The sequence below is a fragment of the Teredinibacter franksiae genome, assembly GCF_014218805.1.
Taxonomy (GTDB): domain Bacteria; phylum Pseudomonadota; class Gammaproteobacteria; order Pseudomonadales; family Cellvibrionaceae; genus Teredinibacter; species Teredinibacter franksiae.
This window is the reverse complement of the sequence record NZ_JACJUV010000001.1, coordinates 880,269-903,749: the sequence shown is the minus strand read 5'-3', so window position 1 is coordinate 903,749 and position 23,481 is coordinate 880,269. Positions and strand designations below refer to the sequence as shown.

General features: G+C 48.9%; 19 protein-coding genes. 15 read left to right on the top strand and 4 right to left on the bottom strand.

What is annotated here, in order from left to right; translation table 11 throughout:
- The first annotated feature begins 113 nt into the window (after positions 1–113).
- Positions 114–668: an NUDIX hydrolase gene (locus H5336_RS03580; protein ID WP_185231495.1), complete on the top strand. Its 555-nt coding sequence runs from the start codon at positions 114–116 to the stop codon at positions 666–668.
- On the opposite strand, the gene H5336_RS03575 is transcribed toward H5336_RS03580, so the two are convergent.
- Both H5336_RS03575 and H5336_RS03570 read right to left on the bottom strand, forming a co-directional pair.
- Positions 661–1,935, bottom strand: coding sequence for an HlyC/CorC family transporter (locus tag H5336_RS03575; protein ID WP_185231493.1), 1,275 nt, complete (start codon positions 1,933–1,935; stop codon positions 661–663). The genes H5336_RS03580 and H5336_RS03575 overlap by 8 nt on opposite strands.
- Positions 1,936–2,005: 70 nt before the next feature.
- Positions 2,006–2,797, bottom strand: a complete 792-nt coding sequence (locus H5336_RS03570; protein ID WP_185231491.1) for a cytochrome C assembly family protein — start codon at positions 2,795–2,797, stop codon at positions 2,006–2,008.
- A 166-nt stretch (positions 2,798–2,963) separates the two neighbouring features.
- Between H5336_RS03570 and ffh the strand changes: the two genes are divergently transcribed.
- The 10 genes from ffh to recJ all read left to right on the top strand — a co-directional run bounded on the left by ffh (position 2,964) and on the right by recJ (position 14,202).
- Positions 2,964–4,373 carry a signal recognition particle protein gene (ffh, locus tag H5336_RS03565; RefSeq protein ID WP_185231483.1) on the top strand — a complete coding sequence of 470 codons (1,410 nt, stop codon included), beginning with the start codon at positions 2,964–2,966 and terminating at the stop codon, positions 4,371–4,373.
- A gap of 154 nt (positions 4,374–4,527) precedes the next feature.
- Positions 4,528–4,776 carry a 30S ribosomal protein S16 gene (gene rpsP / locus H5336_RS03560; protein ID WP_185231481.1) on the top strand — a complete coding sequence of 83 codons (249 nt, stop codon included), beginning with the start codon at positions 4,528–4,530 and terminating at the stop codon, positions 4,774–4,776.
- Between the two features lie 25 nt (positions 4,777–4,801).
- Positions 4,802–5,341: a ribosome maturation factor RimM gene (rimM, locus tag H5336_RS03555; protein ID WP_185231479.1), complete on the top strand. Its 540-nt coding sequence runs from the start codon at positions 4,802–4,804 to the stop codon at positions 5,339–5,341.
- 4 nt (positions 5,342–5,345) lie between these two features.
- Positions 5,346–6,128, top strand: a complete 783-nt coding sequence (trmD, locus tag H5336_RS03550; protein ID WP_185231477.1) for a tRNA (guanosine(37)-N1)-methyltransferase TrmD — start codon at positions 5,346–5,348, stop codon at positions 6,126–6,128.
- A gap of 51 nt (positions 6,129–6,179) precedes the next feature.
- On the top strand, positions 6,180–6,536 hold the full coding sequence (rplS, locus tag H5336_RS03545) for a 50S ribosomal protein L19 (protein ID WP_185231475.1): 357 nt from the start codon (positions 6,180–6,182) through the stop codon (positions 6,534–6,536).
- A gap of 361 nt (positions 6,537–6,897) precedes the next feature.
- Entirely contained in the window at positions 6,898–7,725 is an 828-nt protein-coding gene (locus H5336_RS03540) for a DsbC family protein (RefSeq protein ID WP_185231473.1), read from the top strand.
- 429 nt (positions 7,726–8,154) lie between these two features.
- Positions 8,155–9,477 (top strand): homoserine dehydrogenase, encoded by a 1,323-nt coding sequence (locus H5336_RS03535; protein WP_185231471.1) that lies wholly within the window; start codon positions 8,155–8,157, stop codon positions 9,475–9,477.
- Between the two features lie 36 nt (positions 9,478–9,513).
- Positions 9,514–10,923 carry a threonine synthase gene (gene thrC / locus H5336_RS03530; RefSeq protein WP_185231469.1) on the top strand — a complete coding sequence of 470 codons (1,410 nt, stop codon included), beginning with the start codon at positions 9,514–9,516 and terminating at the stop codon, positions 10,921–10,923.
- Positions 10,924–11,296: 373 nt separating this feature from the next.
- A complete protein-coding gene (locus H5336_RS03525) occupies positions 11,297–12,121 on the top strand; it encodes a hypothetical protein (protein ID WP_185231467.1) in 825 nt (274 codons plus the stop codon).
- Between the two features lie 344 nt (positions 12,122–12,465).
- Positions 12,466–14,202 carry a single-stranded-DNA-specific exonuclease RecJ gene (gene recJ, locus H5336_RS03520; protein ID WP_185231465.1) on the top strand — a complete coding sequence of 579 codons (1,737 nt, stop codon included), beginning with the start codon at positions 12,466–12,468 and terminating at the stop codon, positions 14,200–14,202.
- A 43-nt stretch (positions 14,203–14,245) separates the two neighbouring features.
- Here recJ and H5336_RS03515 read toward each other — a convergent pair whose 3' ends face one another.
- Together H5336_RS03515 and H5336_RS03510 are read right to left on the bottom strand one after the other, a co-directional pair.
- Positions 14,246–14,482, bottom strand: a complete 237-nt coding sequence (locus H5336_RS03515; protein WP_185231463.1) for a 4-diphosphocytidyl-2C-methyl-D-erythritol kinase — start codon at positions 14,480–14,482, stop codon at positions 14,246–14,248.
- Positions 14,483–14,642: 160 nt separating this feature from the next.
- Positions 14,643–17,591 (bottom strand): MECDP-synthase, encoded by a 2,949-nt coding sequence (locus H5336_RS03510; protein ID WP_246439014.1) that lies wholly within the window; start codon positions 17,589–17,591, stop codon positions 14,643–14,645.
- 243 nt (positions 17,592–17,834) lie between these two features.
- Here H5336_RS03510 and prfB point away from each other — a divergent pair.
- The 4 genes from prfB to pckA all read left to right on the top strand — a co-directional run bounded on the left by prfB (position 17,835) and on the right by pckA (position 23,226).
- Positions 17,835–18,930, top strand: a protein-coding gene (gene prfB / locus H5336_RS03505; RefSeq protein WP_185231461.1) for a peptide chain release factor 2 whose coding sequence is annotated in 2 segments (ribosomal slippage) — positions 17,835–17,906 and positions 17,908–18,930 — 1,095 coding nt in all. Because the reading frame shifts where the segments join, the coding sequence is not laid out codon by codon here.
- 181 nt (positions 18,931–19,111) lie between these two features.
- On the top strand, positions 19,112–20,620 hold the full coding sequence (gene lysS / locus H5336_RS03500; RefSeq protein WP_185231459.1) for a lysine--tRNA ligase: 1,509 nt from the start codon (positions 19,112–19,114) through the stop codon (positions 20,618–20,620).
- Between the two features lie 8 nt (positions 20,621–20,628).
- Positions 20,629–21,315 (top strand): uracil-DNA glycosylase, encoded by a 687-nt coding sequence (gene ung, locus H5336_RS03495; protein ID WP_185235618.1) that lies wholly within the window; start codon positions 20,629–20,631, stop codon positions 21,313–21,315.
- 282 nt (positions 21,316–21,597) lie between these two features.
- Positions 21,598–23,226, top strand: a complete 1,629-nt coding sequence (gene pckA, locus H5336_RS03490; protein WP_185231457.1) for a phosphoenolpyruvate carboxykinase (ATP) — start codon at positions 21,598–21,600, stop codon at positions 23,224–23,226.
- Positions 23,227–23,481: the final 255 nt, after the last annotated feature.

Below are 23,481 nucleotides of genomic sequence, written 5' to 3'. Positions count from 1 at the left end.
TGGCGGCTATATCAACGAAAGGTGAAAATTTGTACGGTGATCGAAAGTGTGTTCAAGTTACAGCCTATGTTAATAACAAAGTGTTAGCATTCACTCATTAGAGGCTAGGCACTATGAGCAAGGCATATAATAAACAGGCTGCGGTGTTGCTGGCGGTTTCTGATAAGCCAACTGGGGAAGAGGAGGTGCTGCTCACTTTGAGGGCGGCACATCTCAGTAGCCATAGTGGTGAAGTTGCTTTTCCTGGAGGCAAGTGGGAACCAGGAGATTGCGACTTGTGTTTTACCGCGCTGCGGGAAGCAAGTGAAGAGGTGGGCTTGGAACCTGGTAAGGTTAAAGTGCTCGCAGAGTTGAAACCCAGCTATACCCGAATGGGCACGCGGGTAACTCCGTTTGTGGGCCGTGTACCGGCGAATAGTCGGCTTGAGCCTAACCCCGAGGAATTAACGGATCTTTTCTGGTTTCCACTGTCGATATTAAAAGCGGATAGGCGAGTGCGAACGGATGTGTTTGTTGTGGGCGGTAGGGAGTATTGGGCGCCGGTATATGAGTACGCAGGGTTTACCATCTGGGGGTTTACTGCCCGAGTTTTGGTAGATTTTCTCGCGTGCTTCTACAATATTACGTTAACCCGTAACCATCATGAAGCACCTGAAGTGATCAGATAGCAAGCTCAGATATACGCGCTTTTTCAATACGGGTTTCACTGAGTTCGGCGATTTCGAAGCGATATTTATCTATCTCAAAACTCACGTTTGCATCGGGAATATTTTCCAAATACTCGACTATTATGCCGTTAATGGTTTTGGGGCCATCGGTGGGTAGCTCCCAGCCCAAGTTGCGATTGATATCGCGAACAAATTCAGATGCATCGATCAAGTACCAGTCATCGGCGCATTCAACAATGCTTTCATGGGCATCTTCGGCGGCGTCGGTGGTGAAGTCGCCGACAATTTCTTCTAGTAAATCTACTAGCGTGGCTATTCCCTGAACTTCACCGTATTCATCTACTACCACTGCCATGCTGTGCTTGTCGTGCTGAAAGTTTTTCAGCTGAGTGGGGAGTGGGTTGGATTCGGGAATGAAATAGGGCTCTCGCAGATGCTTGCGGATATCGGCGGTGGTCAGTTTGTCGTCGTTGCCCGTGAGAAACTTGGGGGCATCTCGCAGGCGGAGGATTCCAACAATATTGTTAATGTCGCCGGTGTAAACCGGTAGGCGGGTGTAATCTGCTGAGCGAATTTTGGCCAGTATGTCTTTGATGTCATCTTCAAGGTCAATGCCTTCGACCTCGTTACGCGGCACCATAATGTCTTCGACAGTGGCTTTTTCCAAATCCAGCACATTCAGTAGCATGCCCTGGTGTTGGTCGGGAATAAGCTCGCCGGCTTCATCTACCACAGTGCGTAATTCGTCCATCCGCAGATGATCGGCTTTGCGTGCCTTAGATGGGTCTAGTCCGAACATGCGCGCCAGCCCGTTTGAAATGCTGTTTACCAGCAAGACTATGGGGTAAAGAATAAAGAGCAGCGGTAACAATATAAGGCTAGCGGTAAAAGCAATTTTTTCGGGATATACGGCTGCTAAGGATTTGGGCGTGACTTCCGCAAAGATTAAAATGACGAGTGTGAGGACAATCGGTAAAACCACAACCGTAGCCCATTCGCCAAACAGGTGTGTGGTCACGGCACCGGCGATAAGCGTGGCAAAAATGTTTACTAAGTTGTTGCCAATTAATATCACGCCAATTAGACGGTCGGGCCTTTCCAAGAGCTTGGCGGCGCGTACGGCGCCTTTATGCTTCTTTTTTACCAAGTGCCTCAGCCGATAGCGATTGAGCGATAGCATACCGGTTTCAGAGCTGGAGAAAAAAGCAGAGAGGAAGATAAGTGCGACCAGTAAACCTATTAGTAGGTCGGTAGGGAAGGTGTCCAAGGAGTTTATTGCCTGTCTAATCCGCGAGACGGTATCTTGAACGAGTTCTCAGAGGCATTCAAGGGCGGGGCTACACTCTGCCGAGAATGATCTCGAGTACTAGCTTACTGCCAAAGTAGGCCAGCATCAGTGCTGCAAACCCGCCTAGCGTCCAGCGAATCGCTGCTGCACCCCGCCAGCCAAGGGTGTGGCGGCCCCAAAGCAGTAATGCGTAGATGAGCCAAGAGATCATAGAGAATACAGCTTTATGGGATACATGCTGTTCTGAGAAGCTGTGGGTGAAGACTAAGCCGGTAACAATGGAAAGTGTAAGTAGAATCTCGCCTGCCCAAACCAGCTCGAAGAGCAGGGTTTCCATGGTTTGCAGAGGCGGCAAGAGCCCCATGACACCGCGTAGATGCTTGTGTTTCAGCTGGTAGTTTTGGTATGACAGCAGCAGGGCCTGTAGGCTGGCGATAGCTAGCAAGCTGTAGGCCAGAATAGACAGGAGGATGTGGGAGATAACCGGTAGGCTTAATTGTTCCGTCGTTTTCATTGCCGACTGCTCCAGTCCAGAAATCAAAATGGAGGCGACCGATAGCGGTAGAAGAAACAGGAATAGGTTGTGTAAAGGTTTGCGCATACTGCTGAGCAGCACAACCAAGTTGATTACCGCAAAGAAGAGCGACGGCACCTTAAAGAAGCCAAACTGGTAGGCCGAATTAAACTTAATGGATATGTAGGCAGCAGCAAAATGTACCAGTGTTCCCAGTGCAATAAACACCAGCAGCCGTTTTTCCTTCAGGCCTTCGCGGCGAATAGTGGCATGGAGGAGAAAGGCCCAGGCAGCTAAGTAAAGCATGATTGTTATGGCGCTAAACATAACCAAATAAGGTTCCTAAGGGTTTAAACATGATAGGTTAGTGCTTTCCGCCTCTACTGTGCAAGGCGGCAGGAGTCGTATTTGCCTTCGAGTGCGATTATACTTGCGCCCCGCTGCCGTCGGTGGCTTCAATATTCCATAATTTGTATAAGTTTTGCATTGACCTATGTTTGAGAACCTCTCAGATCGTTTGACGCGTTCGCTGAAAAAAATCAGCGGTAAATCTCGTCTCAATCACGACAATATTCAAGAGGCCCTGCGTGATGTGCGCAAGGCGCTGTTAGAAGCCGATGTTGCCCTGCCGGTGGTGAAAGAGTTTACCAGCCATGTGCGAAAGCGCGCTCAGGGTGTGGAAGTGTCGCGGGCTCTAAATCCCGGCCAGCAATTTTTAAAGGTGGTTGAAAGTGAGCTCACCCAGCTTATGGGTGAGGCCAATGAGCAATTAAACCTTGCCGCTAAGCCTCCAGCGGTTGTCTTGATGGCTGGCTTGCAAGGTGCGGGTAAAACAACCACTGTAGCCAAGTTGGCACGCTTTCTTCGGGAAAAAGAAAAGAAGAAGGTTATGGTGGTGAGTGTTGACGTATACCGCCCAGCAGCGATTAAGCAGCTTGAAACCCTTGCGGAGGAGGTGGAGGCGGAATTTTTTCCTTCCACTTCAGATCAGAAGCCTGTGGACATTGCCAAGGCGGCGTTGGCTCAGGCTAAAAAGACCCATATGGATGTGTTGCTGGTGGATACTGCCGGTCGACTGCATATCGACGACGAATTGATGAGCGAGATTCAGGGGCTGCACAAGTTCCTTAATCCGGTTGAAACCCTGTTCGTCATTGACGCAATGATTGGCCAGGACGCAGTAAATACCGCCAAAGCTTTTAATGAAGCCCTGCCACTTACCGGTGTTGTGCTGACTAAAACCGATGGTGATGCGCGAGGCGGGGCTGCGCTTTCGGTTCGCCAGGTAACGGGCAAGCCCATTAAATTTATGGGGGTTGGGGAAAAGACCGAGGCGCTGGAGCCATTCCACCCCGACCGCATCGCTTCCCGTATTCTGGGCATGGGCGACATAATGTCGTTGATCGAAGATGCTGAGCAAAAAATCGACAAAGACAAAGCAGAAAAGCTCGCTAAAAAGGTTCAAGCCGGCAAGCGGTTCAATCTGGAAGATCTGCGTGATCAATTACAGCAGATGAACAATATGGGCGGCATGACCGCGATGCTGGAAAAGCTTCCCGGAATGGGCAATATGGCTCAGATGGCCGAGCAGGCTAACATGGGTAGTCAATTTAAGCAGATGGATGCGATCATTGGCTCTATGACCCCTGGGGAGCGAAAGAACCCCGATATCCTGAACGGTTCTCGCAAGCGTAGAATTATTATGGGTTCGGGTACGCAAATACAGGATTTAAACCGATTGCTTAAGCAGCATAAGCAAATGGCCAAGATGATGAAGAAAATGAAGGGCGGTGGTTTGCAAAAAATGATGCGTGGCATGGGTGGAATGATGCCCGGCGGCGGCGCTGGAGGTATGCCCCCAATGGGTGGGGGTGGTGGCTTGCCACCTGGTTTTGGTCAGTAAAAACCCTTAAATTGGCGATGTAAAAAGAAGTCGAAAATTTACCCTATACAAGGGTATAGCTTTCCATTAAAATACGCCGCCTTTCGCAGGTGCCCTCTTTTGGTTCAGGGGTTTGCACTCGAATACAAAGAATTAAACGACAGGAAAGACTTACATGGTAAGCATTCGATTAGCACGTAGCGGTTCAAAGAAGCGTCCTTTTTATCACCTGACAGTTGCCGATAGCCGTACTGCACGCAACGGCCGCTTCATTGAGCGCGTAGGTTTCTTTAACCCCGTTGCCCGTGGCCAGGAAGAGCGTCTGCGCATCGATAGCGAGCGTTTAGCGTACTGGGCAGGCCAGGGCGCACAGATCTCTGATCGTGTAGCCAAATTATTGAAAGACGCTGCAGCTGCTGCTTAAAAACAGCCTCAGCGCGCTTACGCCAGTGACAGCCAAACGTTCAAATCTAATTTCGGTTGGCAGAATCACTGGCGTTTTTGGTGTTAAAGGGTGGGTGAAAGTTAAGTCTTCCACCGAGCCTTCGGAGCAAATATTACAATATTCGCCTTGGTGGTTGAAAACACGTCACGGTGTGAAGCCGGTCGAAATTGATGATCACCAACAGCACAATACTGGGCTGGTTGTTCACATTAAAGGTGTTGATGACCGTGATGAGGCCGCCGCGTATACGCTGGTGGATATAGCGGTTGAGCGCAGCCAATTGCCTGAGCTTGACACCGGGGACTACTACTGGCACCAGCTTATTGGCTTGAGTGTTATCAGTGAGTACCAAGGAGCTGAGTACGCGCTGGGTGTGGTAGACAAGTTACTGGAAACCGGCGCCAATGATGTGCTGGTGGTTAAAGCCAACGATGCCAGTATGGATGATCGCGAAAGGCTTGTGCCCTATGTGCCAGACGTCTACGTTAAAGCGATTGACCTAGAGGCTGGATCGATGAGGGTCGAATGGGATCCGGAGTTTTAACACCATGAAGGTGGTTGTGATTACTCTGTTTCCGGAAATGTTTCGGGCCATTACCGATAGCGGGATTACCCGCCGGGCGATAGATCAGGGTTTGATGAATATTCAATTTATCAACCCGCGTGAGTTTGCTCTCGATCGTCACAATACGGTTGATGACAGGCCTTTCGGTGGCGGGCCGGGCATGGTGATGAAGGTAGAGCCTCTCGCCGCTGCTGTAAATGCCGCCTACGAGATGTTTGAAGTTTCTCGTGAAAAGGTAAACGTTATTTACCTTTCGCCTCAGGGCAAAAAGCTCGATAGGGGAAGGGTTGAAGAGATTGGTTTAAGCACAAATTTAGTGTTAATAGCCGGTCGCTATGAGGGTATCGATGAGCGTTTTATCGATACCTACGTGGATGAAGAGATATCCATTGGCGATTATGTGTTAAGTGGTGGTGAGTTGCCTGCCATGGTGATGTTGGATGCCTTGATACGCAGGCTTCCGGGTGCATTAGGCGACCATCAGTCGGCGGAGCAAGATTCTTTCGAGAACGGCCTGCTGGATTGTCCGCATTACACCCGCCCAGAAGTAGTTGATGATAAGAGAGTGCCCGATGTGCTGCTCTCTGGTGATCACAAACGAATTGAAAACTGGCGATTGCAGCAGTCGCTAGGGCGAACATGGCAACGTAGGCCAGATTTGCTAGAGGCTAAAACGCTGAACCCGGTTCAGCAAAAACTGCTCGATGAGTTTGTCGACAGTAATGCAGGGCCTGGTGGGCTGAATAAGCCACAAAAGAACAATTGAATTAAACGTATTCGACTAGCCGAGAGGCTATATAGTTAACAGGAGCAAGCCATGAGTTCTAAGAACAACATTATTCAGGAGCTGGAAAACGAGCAGCTTAAGCAGGAGCTTCCTGAGTTCAGCCCCGGCGATACCGTGGTCGTTCAGGTTAAGGTAAAGGAAGGTAATCGCGAGCGTCTGCAGGCCTATGAAGGTGTTGTGATCGGTAAGCGTAATCGCGGCCTCAACTCAGCATTTACCGTTCGTAAAATTTCCCACGGTATTGGTGTTGAGCGTACTTTCCAGACCCACAGCAAGCAGGTCGATAGTGTTGCTGTGAAGCGTCGCGGTGATGTGCGCCAGGCCAAGCTTTATTACTTGCGTGAACTGACAGGTAAAGCTGCCCGTATTAAAGAGAAGCTTAAATAAGCGACTGTTCGGCGAGAGCCGCACAAGCGTTAGTGGTTCCATCGTAACGGCGCCATGTTGCTTTTCAATGATTTACCTAAACCTCAGCAGAATCTGCTGAGGTTTATTTTTATGTGCCTCCGGTTTTAGCCCAGCCCTCAAAATCTACCCCTGATCACAAACCCTTTAGGGAACCGTGATAAACTATCGCGTTCTAATGCTCAGCTCGTTCTGGTTTATTTCCCGATTGTGAGATCCAGTCTGTGGGCTTAAAGTTGTTCGATTAGGCTCAAGTCAGTTCAAATGAGTTCAAAAATGTCTGTCCAGAACAGGCGTAAACGTACACCATAACAACAAAAAAAATTACCCCCATGAGGTTAGTATGAAAGTCAGAATTCCATTTTTTCCGCAGTTGGCGGCGTTGATGACAGTATCGGTTGTGATGTCGTTGACGGCCTGTAATAGTGATGCCGATGCGGCAACTAAAGCTGAAGAGAGCAAGGCTGCTGTAGCCGGCGAGCAACAAAAAACGATTGCCGGTGATCACGCTAAAGCTGAGGAGGCTATTACCAAAGCTCTGACATCAGCCAATGCGAGCATTCAGGTTCGCTCTGTTAAACCCACAGTAATACCGGGTCTTTACGAAGTTCAGTTGATGGGTAAAGGCATTATTTATATGGAGCAATCCGGTAATTACTTCCTCGACGGTAAAATGCTGCAAATTGTTGGTCAGGAAATTGTAAATATTACTGATCAGGCAATGGATGGTGTGCGTGCTGACCTGATGGTGGGCCTGAAGAAGGAAGATTCCATCGTGTTCTCGCCCAAGGGTGAGGTGAAAGCGAGTATTGCTGTTTTTACTGATGTCGATTGTGGTTATTGTCAAAAACTGCACCAGGAAGTACCGGCATTGAATGAGCTGGGTATTGAGGTGCGTTACATGGCGTACCCTCGCGCCGGAATTAACTCGCCTTCATACAATAAAATCGCCTCTGCGTGGTGTGCGAGCGACCCACAGGATGCGCTTACGCGCCTGAAGAATCGTCAGGAAATTGCCATGAATGTGTGTGACGGTAACCCGGTTGCATCACACTATATGCTGGGTCAACAAATGGGTGTAACGGGTACACCGGCGATTGTGATGACCAATGGCAAGCTGATTCCCGGCTACATGCCAGCCGAGCGATTGGCCGAGCGTCTCGGCATATAACAGCAACTCAAACAAGCTGTTAAAAAGGGGCTAAGGCCCCTTTTTTTATGTACAGGATGTACGGTATCCGGCGGGCGCATGGATGCGCAGGAGCCGGGATGTGGATGTACGGTATCCGGCGGGCGCATGGATGCGCAGGAGCCGGGATGTGGATGTACAGACAGAAAATTGCTCCTGCATTTTCTGCACTTCCGCCATCCATGGCGGTCGTATCCGGCGGGCGCATGGATGCGCAGGAGCCCTAACGAGGTTTTGGTGTTAGGCTCGCGCCAAAAACATAATGGACGGAGTGGGGGTTTTGGGCGAGTTTGTCGAATCTCATGGTCACAGGGCCCACCGCATTGACAGCCCTGAGTGGCGTCAGTAAGGTTGCGGTTCTTTTTTGCTGGCACAGGCTGCCAGTTCAGCTATAAACGAGAGGAAATTGTTTTGAAACCGGTAAATGTCGGCATCTGTGGTCTTGGTACAGTTGGTGGTGGTACTTTAAATGTACTCACCAGAAATAAAATCGATATAGATGCAAAAGCTGGCCGCCAGATTACGATTACCCACGTGGGTGCGCGCCAATTGAATCCGGATTGTGATACCTCCTCTTTAAAGGTTAGTACCGACGTTTTCGACGTCGCCAATGACCCGGATGTGGATATTGTAGTAGAGCTAATTGGTGGTACTACTGTCGCTAAAGAATTGGTTCTGAAGGCAATAGAGAACGGTAAGCATGTTGTTACTGCCAATAAAGCACTCATAGCGGAATTCGGAAACGAAATTTTTGCTGCAGCGGTTAAAAACAACGTTACGGTTTCGTACGAAGCGGCCGTGGCTGGTGGTATTCCCATTATTCGCTCTTTACGCGAAGGGCTGGTGGCTAATCGAATAGAATGGCTGGCCGGTATTATTAATGGAACCGGCAACTTTATCCTCACTGAAATGCGCGACAAAGGTCGTGCCTTTGACGACGTATTAAAAGAGGCTCAGGCACTGGGTTATGCCGAAGCCGACCCAACCTTCGACGTTGAAGGTATTGATGCTGCCCATAAATTGGTTATTCTGGCATCAATAGCGTTCGGTATGCCGTTGCAGTTCAACAAAATTTTTACTGAAGGTATTACCAAAATTGCGCCGGAAGACGTGGCCTATGCTGATGAGCTGGGCTATCGCATTAAGCATTTGGGAATTACTCGCCGCTCTCCTAATAAAGGTATTGAGTTACGTGTTCACCCCACACTGATTCCATCTAGCTGTTTAATCGCTAATGTGGATGGGGTGATGAATGCTGTTTTGGTCAAAGGCGATGCCGTTGGGCCTACGCTTTATTACGGTGCTGGCGCGGGAGCAGAGCCAACAGCTTCAGCGGTGATTTCAGATATCGTTCATGTCAGTCGTATTGTGGGTGACAATAGCTCTGAGGTGGATTACAACACCAATGTACCGCACCTCGGTTTCGCTCATGATCATCTGTGCGAATACGACATAGTGCCAATTGAGGAGGTTGAAACAGCGTCGTATCTACGTATATCGGCATTAGATCGACCGGGTGTGCTTTCTAAAATCACCCAGATCCTTAGTGATGCCGGTATCAGCATTGAAGCGCTGATTCAGAAGGAGCCCGCGGAAGGTCAGAATCACGTCCCGGTAATCTTGTTGACGAATCAGGCTTTGGAAAAAAGCGTTATGTCAGCCATTGTTAAAATAGAACAATTGGAAAGCGTAACAGACAAGGTTGTGCGTATTCGTGTTGAATCGCTTAAGTAAATTTTGTTCAAGTAAAAATGTGAAGAGAGTTATCTTGTGAAATACATCAGTACCCGTGGCGAAGCGCCAAGCTTGAGTTTTGAAGAGGTAGTGCTTACTGGATTGGCAAGTGATGGTGGGTTATTTGTACCGGAAACCATTCCTCAATTTAGTCAGGAAGAAATTGCTTCTTGGGCGGGATTAAATTACAAAGAGCTGGCGTTAAAAATTATAACGCCATTTGTTGATGGTGAAATCCCCGAGGCTGATTTAAAAAGGCTGATAGATACCTCCTATAGCACTTCCAGTGGGAAGGGCTTTCGCCACGATGCAATTGCACCGCTGATTCAAACCGGGCATAACGAGTGGGTATTGGAATTATTTCAGGGGCCAACGCTAGCATTTAAAGATTTTGCTCTACAGTTCCTTGGCCACTTGCTCGACTATGTGCTGAAAAAGCGCAATCAAAAAGTGGTAATTATGGGTGCAACATCTGGCGATACCGGTTCTGCTGCTATCGAGGGGTGTCGCGACTGTGAAAACGTCGATATTTTTATTTTGCACCCTCACCAGCGTGTGTCTGATGTGCAGCGTCGGCAAATGACCACTGTATTGGAAGACAATGTACATAATATTGCGCTGAAGGGAAACTTCGACGATTGCCAAAATATGGTTAAGGCTAGTTTTGCCGATCAGTCGTTCTTGCCGCAAGGGCGTCAACTAGCCGCGGTAAACAGTATTAACTGGGCGCGTATCATGGCTCAGATTGTGTACTATTTCTATGCGGCGCTGGCGCTAGGTGGCCCGCAGCGGGCGGTGTCGTTTTCTGTACCGACGGGCAATTTCGGCGATATTTTTGCTGGTTATCTTGCCAAGCGAATGGGTTTGCCGATTGAGCAGTTGGTCATTGGGACCAACTGCAATGATATCTTGCATCGCTGCATTAGTGATAATGATCACTCTATGAAACCGTTAACGCACTCGTTGTCGCCGAGTATGGACATTATGGTATCCAGCAACTTCGAGCGTATGCTGTTTGATCTGCACAACCGTGACGGCGCCCTGATTAAAGCCAAAATGGAGGCCTTTAAAGCGGGTGAAGAGCTTAAGCTTTCGGATGAAGTGCTTGCGAAGGCGCGGGAATTGTTTAGTAGCTACCGGCTAGATGATGAAGAAACCATGGCAGTTATTCGCGATCTATTCGATTCCACCGAATACCTTGTTGATCCGCATACAGCCATAGGTGTGCAAGCGGCGCGCAAAATGCGTAAGTCTCTATCTACGCCTATGATCTGTTTGGCTACGGCTCATCCCGCTAAGTTCCCTGATGCAGTTAAACAAGCGGGGCAAGATGAAGAGCCTGCCCTGCCGCACCATATGCTTGACCTATTTGAAAGAAGTGAGCGCTATGAAGTGCTGGATAATCAGTTGGCTGATGTTCAGGCCTTCATTGCGGGAAAAATTTAGTTTGTGGGCGCGGTAGGAAGCTACCGCGCTTTTCCTTTAAAGCGTTAGGGTGATTGTTTTTTTGCTTCTGCGTGGTTCGGTTCTTCCCCCCCCCTACTTTTTCAGTTATTAGGACACCTCTAAGAACACGTTTATTTCTGAGTTTTTTCATAGACACAAAAATAAGTGTCGATCGGCACGATGATGATGTTGTATTTTGGGGCGCGGGCCTTGAGGTGACGGCATGCTTTGGTGCAGTGTTGGTAAACTTAAATGGTCGCTCGCAGTGATATCTATACCGTTGATCTCCCTATTAATGGAAAAGTGGTGGGGCGGAATGTTTATTGCGTTGTCTCTTTTTTCAGCTGTTTAAATTGAAGAGAGGTATAGCTTGGTGCCCCACGCCTATTTATTTGCCCTATGGCTTTCGTTGGCCGTTTTCATTCTTTCCCTGTCGGCGCTATTAGTCGTTCAAAGAGCGAAGAAGAAGCAACGCTGGATCTGTGCGATACAATTATTGCAAGCGGGCTGTATTTTATTGATGCATCTTCAGAAGCACCGAGGACTGCAGATGGCCTATTTGTCTGGCGAGCATAACTTGGGCGAGAGTGCGCATGCACTTAGAGACATCATAGTGCAGGATTTATATCGGGTGTCTTCATTGGATGGTTGGGTGGCTGAGCACCAGGATTGGCAAGCTCTAACTCGTCACTGGGCAAGCTTATCGGTAACCTGTGAGGCACTTTCTATAGAGGTCAGTTTTAGTCAGCATTCCCGGTTGATTGGGTCGCTGATGGCATTGTTGGCTTCAGTGGCCAGCCACTACGGTCTTGATGAGCACGTACGCTATACCGGCGTAAAGGTTGCGTGGAGGGAGTTTTTGGACATTGGTGAGCGCATTGGTCAGTGTCGCGCGCTCGGTGTGCGCATATTGGTGACTGGTGCGAGCGGTGAAGAAAGTAAAAAAATGCGAAAGCGTATTAAGGTAAACCTAGATGCTTTATTGGCGAATGTTAACAGTGCGCAGTGTTTGCGCCAGCTAAATCAACAGCAGAAAGAGCAGCTTGAGCTGTTTTTGGCGTTTGTGCGGTCGCAAATTTTGGAGCAAAGGGCGGTGGTGTCGACGAGGGAATACTTTGACATGGCAAGCAACGCGATGGCATTAGTCTACGAGCAATTTGAGTTTGAGATGATGCGGCTGCATCGTCGTATAGGTTAGAGACGGTAATCTATATGAATGCTATTTTAGCTTAATTTATTCGTTGAAACGATTGATTCAAGAAGAACAAGAAGGCGCTCCCAAAGAGAGTGTCTAAGCTAATGCTGAACGTACTCTGGTGTTTAAACCAGACAATAACCGTTAATATGCGTTACTGATGTTTCAGCTTTGAGCTCTGAAGTTTTGAGAACGCCCTTAAGCAGATAAGATCCAAAGTTAGGCAGAAAGATTTGCTCGGTAAACAAATCCGCCAACCTGAGGGTATTTGATCATACTCAGGGTGTGTGTGATTTGTGGCTGATCAAATAAATCCAGACCGATTCAGGTTATCCAAGATAAATTAAATGAAAAAAAACATACGCCATCGCTCTCCCATAAATGCAATTGATAATGCTTTGGAAAAGCTGCCACCACTTGTCCAGCGAATATTGATTAACCGTGACATTGTCAGTGCTGGACAAATTGATTATCAGTTGAAAGCGTTGCAGAGCCCTGAAAATTTTGGCGGTTTGGAAGATGCCGTCACCCTATTGAAAGAGGCCCTGTTCGCGCAGCAGCGGGTTTGCATCTTGGGGGATTTTGACGCGGATGGTGCTACTAGTACGGCGCTTGCGGTTCGTTGCCTTAGGGCTTTCGGGTTTTCAAAAATAGACTATTTGGTGCCGAATCGTTTCGAGTTTGGCTACGGGCTTACCCCTGAAATCGTGGTTGAAATCGCGAAACTCTCACCCGACTTACTCATTACCGTGGACAATGGTATTGCCAGCTTAGATGGCGTAGCGGCGGCACAGGCCCATGGTATTAAAGTACTGATTACAGACCACCATTTGCCGGGCGCGGTTTTACCTGCGGCTGAGGCTATTGTGAATCCGAATCAGCCAGGCTGTGCATTCGCGAGTAAAAATCTTGCGGGTGTGGGCGTTATTTTTTATGTGATGAATGCTATGCGTGCGGCCCTTAGATCTGAAGAGTGGTTTAGCCGCAACAACTTGTCTGAACCGCGCATGGCCGATTTTTTGGATTTGGTGGCCTTGGGGACCGTTGCCGACGTAGTGCCTTTGGATCACAACAACCGGGTGTTGGTGGAGCAAGGTTTAATGCGCATACGAGCAGGCCACTGTTGCCATGGTATTCACGCATTGTTTGATGTGGGTGGTCGTGCTCTTCTGCGGTTAACTTCAACTGATTTGGGTTTTGTAGCCGGGCCCAGATTGAATGCAGCTGGTCGGCTCGATGATATGTCTTTGGGTATTCGTTGTTTGCTCGCCGACAGCTATAACGAAGCCCGGCAAATAGCGAGTGAACTGGATGACTTGAATAAAGAGAGAAGAGTAATCGAGCGTTCCATGCAGGTTGAAGCGGAAAGATATTTACAGGCACTGCCGTTAGAAAATGCCCAGCACCCTTTTTCTATTTGTTTATACAAGGACGATTGGCATCAGGGCGTAATCGGTATTTTGGCATCGCGTATAAAAGATAAATTGCATCGACCTACCATCATTTTTGCTTCTAGTGGTGATGGCACTTTAAAAGGCTCTGGCCGCTCGATTACGGGTGTTCATTTACGAGATGTTCTTGACCGTATGGCTACGTCCTCACCGGGCCTGCTGACTAAATTTGGCGGTCACGCGATGGCTGCGGGCTTATCGTTAGACGAACACAGGCTAGAAGATTTTGAGCGAGCATTCGAGACCGTTGTGAGTGAAGTATTGTCTGGGCAGGCACCTCAGGCGGAGCTGCTAACAGACGGCTCTCTGGAGGATAGTGACTTTACCCTCGAAAATGCTTTTATGCTGGAACGTTTGGGCCCGTGGGGGCAGGGTTTTCCTGAACCGGCTTTTGATGGCCAGTTTCGAATTGTTTCTCAACGCATAGTCGGCGAGAAACATTTAAAATTACAGCTTACGCCTTCTGAGCACTCGGGGTTGGTGGTAGATGGTATTGCGTTTAATGTCGATTTGGATATTTGGCCCAATACCGCCATTCAAACGGCACAAGTTGTTTACAAGTTAAACGTAAATGAATTTAGAGGTGAGCAGAAACTACAATTGATGGTGGACTACTTGGAGCCCGTGGCATAGGCCGCCGTTTTGTTAGAGAAACCTTTTGGTGGCGGGTATATGGCTAGGCAATTTGCGCCCATTTTACGCCGGCTTTTCGTCGCTCCACGTACGCAAACTCCTGTTTGCCTGTGCGAGGGTGCAGGCGGTGGCGAAAGTGGTGGTGCTCACAGCTGGAGCCCATGTACTCCCAACAATTTCCCATAAAAAGACAAATTCCATTACCCTCGTTCATAGGGTAATTAGAAAGCTCTTCCCACATTTCCATCCATTCACGGTGATCGGCTTCGAGAAATTCCATGATTTTCGGGCTCGTTGAGTAGGTTTCAATGAGTTATTGTAGTTTTATGATGCTGTTTGTCAAGAAGATGTTCTATCTTGTTGATATTAAAGGGAATATTTAAAAGAAAGAAGCCGCTTTTTTGGAGCGGCTTCTTTTTGGCTGGTGTCTAGGTGTGTTATCAGGGTTCGATAACTTCCGGGTTAATAATAAGGGGGCCAGTCAAAGGCAGGCCGTCTAAAGCAAAAAATGTCACGGTTTGCTGAATAATCTCATTAAACACCGCAGCGCTGGTTAACGGATCGATTTCTGTATTGCCGGCAACCACAGGCGTTGAGTGGCTGCCTTCGATATAGCGGGTCAGCATTGCGACAGGCTCAGTGCCAGCTTCCACGTCGGCCATTTTTATGGCTTGGGCTTGTGCAAAGAGTGGTTCAGAGCCGGCAAGCGGTGCTGGGTAGTTATCAATTACAAAGCCGTTGCTCAGGGTTGTTGAAAGTGGACCGTTGTTGGCTCCCCAGAGAGTGTCTGCAGCATTGGGAATAACAACGTCGCTGGGAAGTGTACTGTCATTACCGATGATTTCACTGAAGAGAAGCCCTGTATCACCAGTGGCTGCCAGTGAGCCGACGAAGTTGATTGGGTCGGTGGAGTCGAAAATGCCCTGGTAAACACTTAGGTAAAGCTCTAGGGCGCTTTTACCCTGAACGAGCTCTTCGCTTGCCGTAGCTAGCCCGGGTAATATACGCGGACCAAAGGATTGTGAGTTCACTAGGAGGCGGGTCACTTCGCCACCGGGGAACATCGCCGATGCGGCTTGGATTTTTGGCAGTGCGCTAAACGGGCTGTTCTGAATGCTGGGGTCGTTGTTTACCGCGAGGAAGGTCAGGCCATCAATGCCGCCTAGGGAGTGGCCTATGAGGTAAACTTTATTGGTATCGAGGTCGTTGGCTTCACCGTCGCCATCGACATCCATGGTGGCGAGGCTGGCATTTAGGTTCAGCAGGTCTACGACCATCTGGCGCATGGTGTCACGGGAGTTGGCGAAGTGCTTTAGGTTAATAAACAGGCCGCCGGAATCGCCAATATTGGCGCTGTAGTCCATCGGTACGGGGTTTGAGGCAGCGTCTGCAGTGAAGTCATAGTGGCGCTCTGTAAGCTCTGCAGAGGGTTCCGTCAGCAGGTTGGAGACAGGCAGGTTGTCTGGGTCGGTCACGCTGAAAATACCCGGTACGGTGCCCCCGCCAGGGGTGGCACCATGCAGAGGCTGATCCAGTGCGATGGTGGCAAAACAGGGCGCGCCGGAAGGCCCGGAAAGATCTTGTGCAACACAGGCAAAGGCTAGAGCATCGGCCATTGGTAATGAAGTTGTACGATCTGTGGTAATACCGTGTACGAAGATCACAACGGGCCAGCCGTTAGCCGGTTTAGTCAGGCCGAAATTAGCGAGCGTTGTTGGTTCGGGCAGGGTTGCCAGTAATGGTACCGTTACATCGGTCGATTTGGTCGGGAAGGGGTAGCGATAGGTGATCATCTCTGATGGGGGTGTGGTACCGGGGTCATTACCGCCTGCTACGTCGAGAATACCACCAATGGCGATATCCGCTTTCCAGGTGCTGGTAGCGACATTGCTGCCGTCGGATTCAGAAACCGGTAGCGCTTGGAATACAGGTAAATTAATTTGCCCTTGATAAACCAGTGCCGGCGCCACCAGTGCGGGGTTTATATTACTGGCCAAGTCGACACGGTAAAAACTGTTTTCACGCGGCGCGGGGACAGGGAATAGCTTATTTACGGGTTGTTCGCTGGCCTGCGCCATGGCGGCTACTGTGCCCTGTGCTTCGGTAGCAATATCCACATAAGGTTCTATATCACCCATTTCGGCACTGCCACTGTTGTGAACGCTTATAGCGGCTTCGGCGGCGGCTCTCTGCATAATATGGGCGGCCGATGCGTCGGTTGAAAGGACTGGATAGGTCGCTCCGCCGGCAATCGCTGTGGCAATAGTGGTGTTGTAGAGCGGGTTGGGTGAGGTGTCTGGAAGTTGTGGTGATGTTAATAAAAAGGCTAAGGTGGAGTTGATAGCGTTATCGGTTATCGATGTCATGCCGGAGTTGTCACCCGACAAGTTGTAAGTGCCGCTCACCAGTTTACTTATGGCCTCTTGTTTGTAACGGGTTCTTAGTGACTTTTCAAAGAAATACTCGGGTGCGGCAACACTTTTGAGTACGGTGTCTGTGCCGGCTGTGGTGAAGGTTAGGGTAAAGATTATGTCTTCAGCGCCGGGTAAGTCTGCGGGTACACCGGCCGCTTCGTAAACGCTGCTAACAAAGCCTAGGTAACCTTCTGCCAATTGCTCCCAGCCGTTAATGGCGGCGCGCACGGGGTCGAGGCCCGTGTCTCCCAGGTTGCTGGTTGGGTCTTTAATATAGTCATAGGCAATGGACGGGTATACCGGGTTGCCCGCAGCATCTTCGAGTGCCGTTACCACAACCAGATATTTGGTTTCTGGCTGAAGCGGGTGAAGCGGGGTTATGCGAACGGTATTATTGGTGTCGCCGTCGAGGCTGATAAGCTCGGCCCTAGCGGTTGGCACTGCCAGTTGCGACAGCAAGGTGATATCACCGGTGGTGACCGCCGCTTGATATTGTGCCGCTTCGGCGAATGTCGGTATTTCTACGCTGGTACCACTTACTTCGGCTTGCAGTAATGCGTCGCCACTGGGGTAGCTAAGGGGGAGTAGAAAAATATTCTGGATGGGGTTGGGCAGTAGTGCCCCTTCTATCATCACAAAACTGGTCGCATCGATTACTTGTGCGTCATTTAAAGGCGCGGAAAACTGTATATCGATGGTACCGACAACCGAGTTACCGTCTAGGTAGTCGATACCGGTGATAACCGGGTTTGCCGGGTCGCTACCGGCAAACATGGTGCCATCTGCCGCTGGTTCTTGGCCAAACAAGATGTCATTGGGCAGCGGCATATCGCTGGTAGCGGGGCTGAAGACGACATAGGTTCGTTCAAAAGGAAGAGGCTGGTCTGTGGGAGTGTCGTTGTCGTTGTTTGAGCAGGCGCTCAATATGAGAGATATCGACATCAACACCAAAGACGTTAGTCTGCTGTTCACCATGTTTCTTAACCTCTGTGAGTTATTATTTTGATATTTGATAAGTGTAGACGAGGCTTAATTTTACCTTGGTTATTGTAGCGCCTACTGATACAGGCTTTTTAGCGGCACATTGATCTATAGTACCAAGCGGAGCTTGCATGACAACACTTCATTTGGTGAAAGAAGTACCGTGTTGTACAATGCGCGCGCATTTTTCACCCGGATTTAGCCGGTTTTCTATTGACTTTTTTTAATGGCAATTTTATGGAAATTAACCCTCTGTTGAACAAGCTGTCCGATCTACAGGCACGTACGGACGTGCTTAGGGGGTATCTTTGAATATGCTGAAAAGAAGGAGCGTTTAGCCGAAGTAGAGCTCGAACTTGCTGAGCCTGATGTTTGGAACGACGCAAGCCGGGCCCAAGCGCTGGGTCGTGAGCGGTCTTTATTGGAAGCCGTTGTTCAAACGATAGAAAACCTTGATCAGGGTGTGGTTGATTGCCGTGATCTGGTTGATATGGCCGTTGAAGAAAACGACGAAGAGAGCATTGGCGATGTTGAGCAGGAGGTAGATGGGCTTGAACAGCAATTGGCCAAGCTTGAATTCCGGCGGATGTTTTCGGGTGAAATGGATGCGAATAATGCTTACCTGGATATCCAGTCAGGCTCTGGTGGTACCGAAGCGCAGGATTGGGCAGAGATGATCTTGCGCATGTATTTGCGCTGGGGTGAAGATAAAGGCTTTAAAACGTCGCTGGAAGAAGCCTCCGCAGGCGACGTGGCGGGTATTAAAAGTGCCACTATTCGTTTTGAAGGTGAATACGCCTTTGGTTGGTTGCGCACCGAAACGGGTGTGCATCGATTGGTGCGTAAGTCGCCTTTCGATTCGGGTAACCGGCGCCATACATCGTTTGCCTCTGTGTTTGCATCTCCGGAAATAGACGACAATATCGAAATTGATATTAACCCCTCTGATGTTCGTACCGATACCTACCGTGCTTCCGGTGCGGGTGGGCAGCATGTTAACAAAACCGATTCGGCAGTACGTTTAACCCATGAACCTTCCGGGGTGGTGGCTCAGTGCCAGAGCGAGCGTTCCCAGCATGCCAACCGAGATAAAGCCTGGAAAATGCTGCGCGCGCGCATGTATGAGCAGGAGTTACTTAAACGTAATGCCGAAAAGCAGGCGCTGGAGGATACCAAATCTGATATCGGTTGGGGCAGTCAGATTCGTTCGTATGTGTTGGACGATCAGCGCATTAAAGATTTGCGTACCAGCGTACAAACCAGTAATTGCCAAGCGGTGCTCGATGGCAAGCTGGATGAATTTATCGAGGCGAGCTTAAAGGCTGGCCTATAACTATTGGGGCGTTTGGTGTTACAAACCGTATGCACTTGCACTGGTTGTTTTGAAAGCGTATAGGCCCACCCTTGGGGCTCCCCTCGTGTCCCTAGCGTGAGCGTTTCAGAACAGTTAGCCCAAGCACATGCTCACCCTTTTCCATGATTCATTTTTCTGATTTTTTGCAGGTTGTTTATTCATGAGTAATCAAAATACTACAGACGTTCAACAAGACGAAAATAAACTCATTGCTGAGCGTCGAGCCAAGCTGGCAGGGATTCGTGAGCAGGGTATTGCTTTCCCCAATGGTTTTCGCCCCAATGCTAAAGCGCAGGATTTACAAAATACCTATGGAGAGGAAACCAAAGTAGCTTTAGAAGAAAAAGCCCAAGTGTTTTCTGTGGCGGGCCGTGTTATTCGTAACCGCGGTGCTTTTATGGTGATTCAGGACGGCAGTGGCCAGATCCAGCTGTACGTTACCAAAGAAGCGCGGCCATTTGCCAAGGCCCTGGATTTGGGTGATATCGTCGGCGTGACCGGCGTGCTGCATAAATCTGGTAAAGGCGACTTGTACGTCAATCTCGACCAATACCAGTTGCTCACCAAAGCGCTACGACCATTGCCTGATAAGTTTCACGGCCTTGCAGACCAAGAAATGCGCTATCGCCAGCGTTATGTAGATTTAATTGCCAATCCAAGTGTGCGAGATACTTTTGTTATTCGTAGCAAGGTGGTGCAGTTTATCCGGAAGTATCTTGATGGCAACGATTTCCTTGAAGTGGAAACGCCTATGCTGCAGTCCATTCCGGGTGGCGCTACGGCCCGCCCGTTTGAAACCCATCACAACGCGCTGGATATCGATATGTACCTGCGTATTGCGCCAGAGCTGTACTTGAAACGATTGGTCGTTGGCGGCTTTGAGCGTGTGTACGAAATCAACCGGAATTTCCGCAATGAAGGGTTATCTACGCGCCATAATCCCGAGTTCACCATGCTCGAGTTCTATCAGGCCTACGCCGATTACAACGACCTCATGAATTTAACTGAAGACATGTTGCGTGAGCTTACCAAGACGGTATTGGGTTCTAGCGAAGTGGTTAATACCAAGCCGGCGAAGGAGGGTGAAGAAGCGGTAACAGTCACTTACGATTTCGCCAAGCCTTTCCAGCGTTTAAGTGTGTTTGATTCAATTCTGCACTTCAATACTGATTTGTCTGCCGACGACATTAACACTTTGGACTCGGCTAAAAAGGTGGCTGAGAAACTTTGCATACCGCTAAAAGATTTTTGGGGCTTAGGTAAAATTCAAATCGAAATATTTGAGAAAACCGTAGAGCACCGTTTGGAGCAGCCAACCTTTATTACCGAGTACCCTACAGAAGTCTCGCCTTTGGCCCGTCGTAATAACGATAATGCTTTTGTAACGGATCGTTTCGAGTTTTTTGTTGCTGGGCGTGAGCTCGCTAACGGTTTTTCCGAGCTCAACGATGCCGAAGATCAGGCCGAGCGCTTTCAAGCTCAGGTAGCCGAAAAAGATGCCGGAGATAACGAAGCGATGCATTACGATGCGGACTATATTCGAGCGCTTGAATACGGTTTGCCGCCTACCGCCGGTGAGGGTATTGGCATCGACCGCTTGGTTATGCTACTTACCGATTCCCCGTCTATACGCGATGTGCTGTTATTTCCGCACATGCGTCCAGAGTAGACTTTGTGGTGGATTTAGGTTCGGAAATCAATCTTCACCCCAGCTGGATGACGGCTGTGGGTGGGGAATTTAATAAGCCTTATATGCAGCAATTATGTAACTTCCTGCGTACGGAAAAGGAGGCGGAAAAAGCGATTTATCCCGATAGTAGCCTTATATTTAATGCGCTTAACGCAACTCCTTTTTCAGAAGTAAAAGTTGTAATACTGGGGCAAGACCCCTATCACGGACCGGGACAGGCGCATGGTTTATGCTTCTCGGTTTTACCCGGTGTGCGAATTCCGCCATCGTTGAGAAACATATTTAAAGAAATTAATCAGGAGTTGGGCATACCCATTCCAGACCAAGGTTGTTTGCAGGGTTGGGCCGCGCAGGGTGTTTTGTTACTTAACGCGACACTAACGGTCGAGCAAGCTCGTCCAGGCTCACATCAAGGAAAAGGGTGGGAAACCTTCACTGACGCGGTTGTTCAAGCACTTAACAAGCAAACAGATCGTTTAGTTTTTTTACTGTGGGGGGGGTACGCGCAAAAAAAAGGTCAAATTATCGATAATACGCGCCATTATGTTTTAACGTCAGCGCATCCTTCCCCGTTATCGGCGCACCGTGGTTTTTTGGGAAATGGACACTTCGCAAAAACGAATGAATTCTTAACTTCCCGAAATTTGTTGCCAATCGATTGGTCATTGTCATAATTCTGTTCTATCTTTTATGCAGCCTTGACGTGGCGCTCCATAATTCTAGCCTATAGTGTTTTGTGTTTTAGTGGTCAAAAATTATTTGCACGAAGTACATCCAATCCTTGACGTGCGTCAATTGGAAAATTTCCCTAAAAAAACTGGTATACATATAATAGGAACTGTCAAAAGGCGCCGAACTATAAGTCTACTGAATAATTCCGGTGCGGCCTGTTGTCTAAAATCCGCACTGTACTAAAGGATTTCTATTCACCCACTCTATTCTTGGGAGACAACATAATGGCTGTAAAGATTGACCTTTCTAAATATGGTATTTGTGACGTTAAGGAAATCGTCTACAACCCTTCTTACGATCAACTATTTAAAGAAGAGACGAATCCCGACCTCGAAGGTTTTGAACGAGGTGTCGTTACAGAGTCCGGAGCCGTCGCTGTACAGACGGGCATTTTTACCGGGCGCTCGCCAAAAGATAAATTCATAGTTTACGATGATGTTAGTAAAGAGCACCTATGGTGGGATTCTGACATTGCACACAATGATAATAAGCCTATTACGCCTGAAGCTTGGGCAGACCTAAAAAAACTCGTTGTTGAAGAACTTTCCGCTAAGCGTCTATTTGTCGTAGATACTTTCTGCGGTGCCAACGAAGATACCCGCATGAAAGTGCGCTTCATTATGGAGGTCGCCTGGCAGGCACACTTTGTCAGTAATATGTTTATTCGCCCCTCTGACGCTGAGCTGGAAGCTTATGGTGAGCCAGACTTCGTTGTCATGAACGGCTCCAAAACATCGAATCCAAATTGGAAAAAACACGGCATGAACTCTGAAGTTTTCACCGTGTTTAATATGACTGAAAAAATGCAGGTGATTGGTGGTACTTGGTACGGTGGCGAAATGAAAAAAGGCATGTTCGCCATGATGAATTATTACCTGCCACTTAAGCATATGGCGTCTATGCACTGTTCGGCCAATGTCGGAGAGCAAGGCGATGTTGCAATTTTCTTTGGCCTGTCTGGCACCGGTAAAACAACGCTTTCTACTGATCCAAAGCGCCAGTTAATTGGCGACGACGAGCATGGTTGGGACAACAACGGTATATTTAACTTTGAAGGCGGCTGTTACGCCAAAACCATTAACCTCGACCCAGAGAGCGAGCCCGATATCTATAAGGCTATCAGGCGTGATGCCTTGCTCGAAAATGTGACTGTGGATGCAAACGGTAAAGTAGATTACGACGACGGCTCAGTTACTGAGAACACTCGTGTATCTTACCCAATCGATCATATCGAAAATATTGTGCCACCACCTTCACGCGCAGGGCATGCCAAGAAAGTTATTTTCTTAACCGCTGATGCGTTTGGCGTATTGCCTCCTGTGTCGAAGTTGAGCCCAGAGCAAACCAAATATCACTTTCTTTCGGGGTTCACGGCGAAGTTGGCCGGTACGGAGCGCGGTATTACTGAGCCTACACCGACGTTCTCAGCCTGTTTCGGTAAAGCCTTCCTGACTTTACACCCTGTTAAGTATGGGGAGGAGCTGGTTGCTCGTATGGAGGCTGCAGGTGCAACGGCTTACCTCGTCAATACTGGCTGGAATGGTACCGGTAAGCGCATATCCATCAAGGATACTCGCGGTATAATCGATGCGATTCTGGATGGCAGTGTTGACAAAGCTGAGACAAAATCAATTCCGGTATTCAATTTGGAAGTGCCAACCTCACTGCCTGGCGTAGACGACAGCATTCTCGACCCTCGCGACACCTATGAAGATGTTGCCGGATGGAATGATAAAGCGGCAAAACTGGCAGGCTTGTTTGTCAAGAATTTTGAAAAGTTCACCGACAATGATGAAGGTAAGGCCCTTGTGGCCGCAGGCCCTCAACAGGCGAAGTCTGCTGAAGTGGCATAGCCACTCACATTTGTAAGAGCATAACGCCACCTTCGGGTGGCGTTTTTTATGGGCGTTTATTTATGTCCACGTCTATGAGCCGCACACAAAGCCCCTAAGGGTGCAGCCTAGCAAACCTTATTGCGGCGTTGGCCAGCTTGGAAAGGTAACCAGACTGCCGCTACGCAGCCCGCCTTACACTATGTCTTGTCAGGCCACGCAGAGGGTAGAGTCAATTAATAGAGGCGGCCCTTACGGGCATTGCTTTTCGGTAGC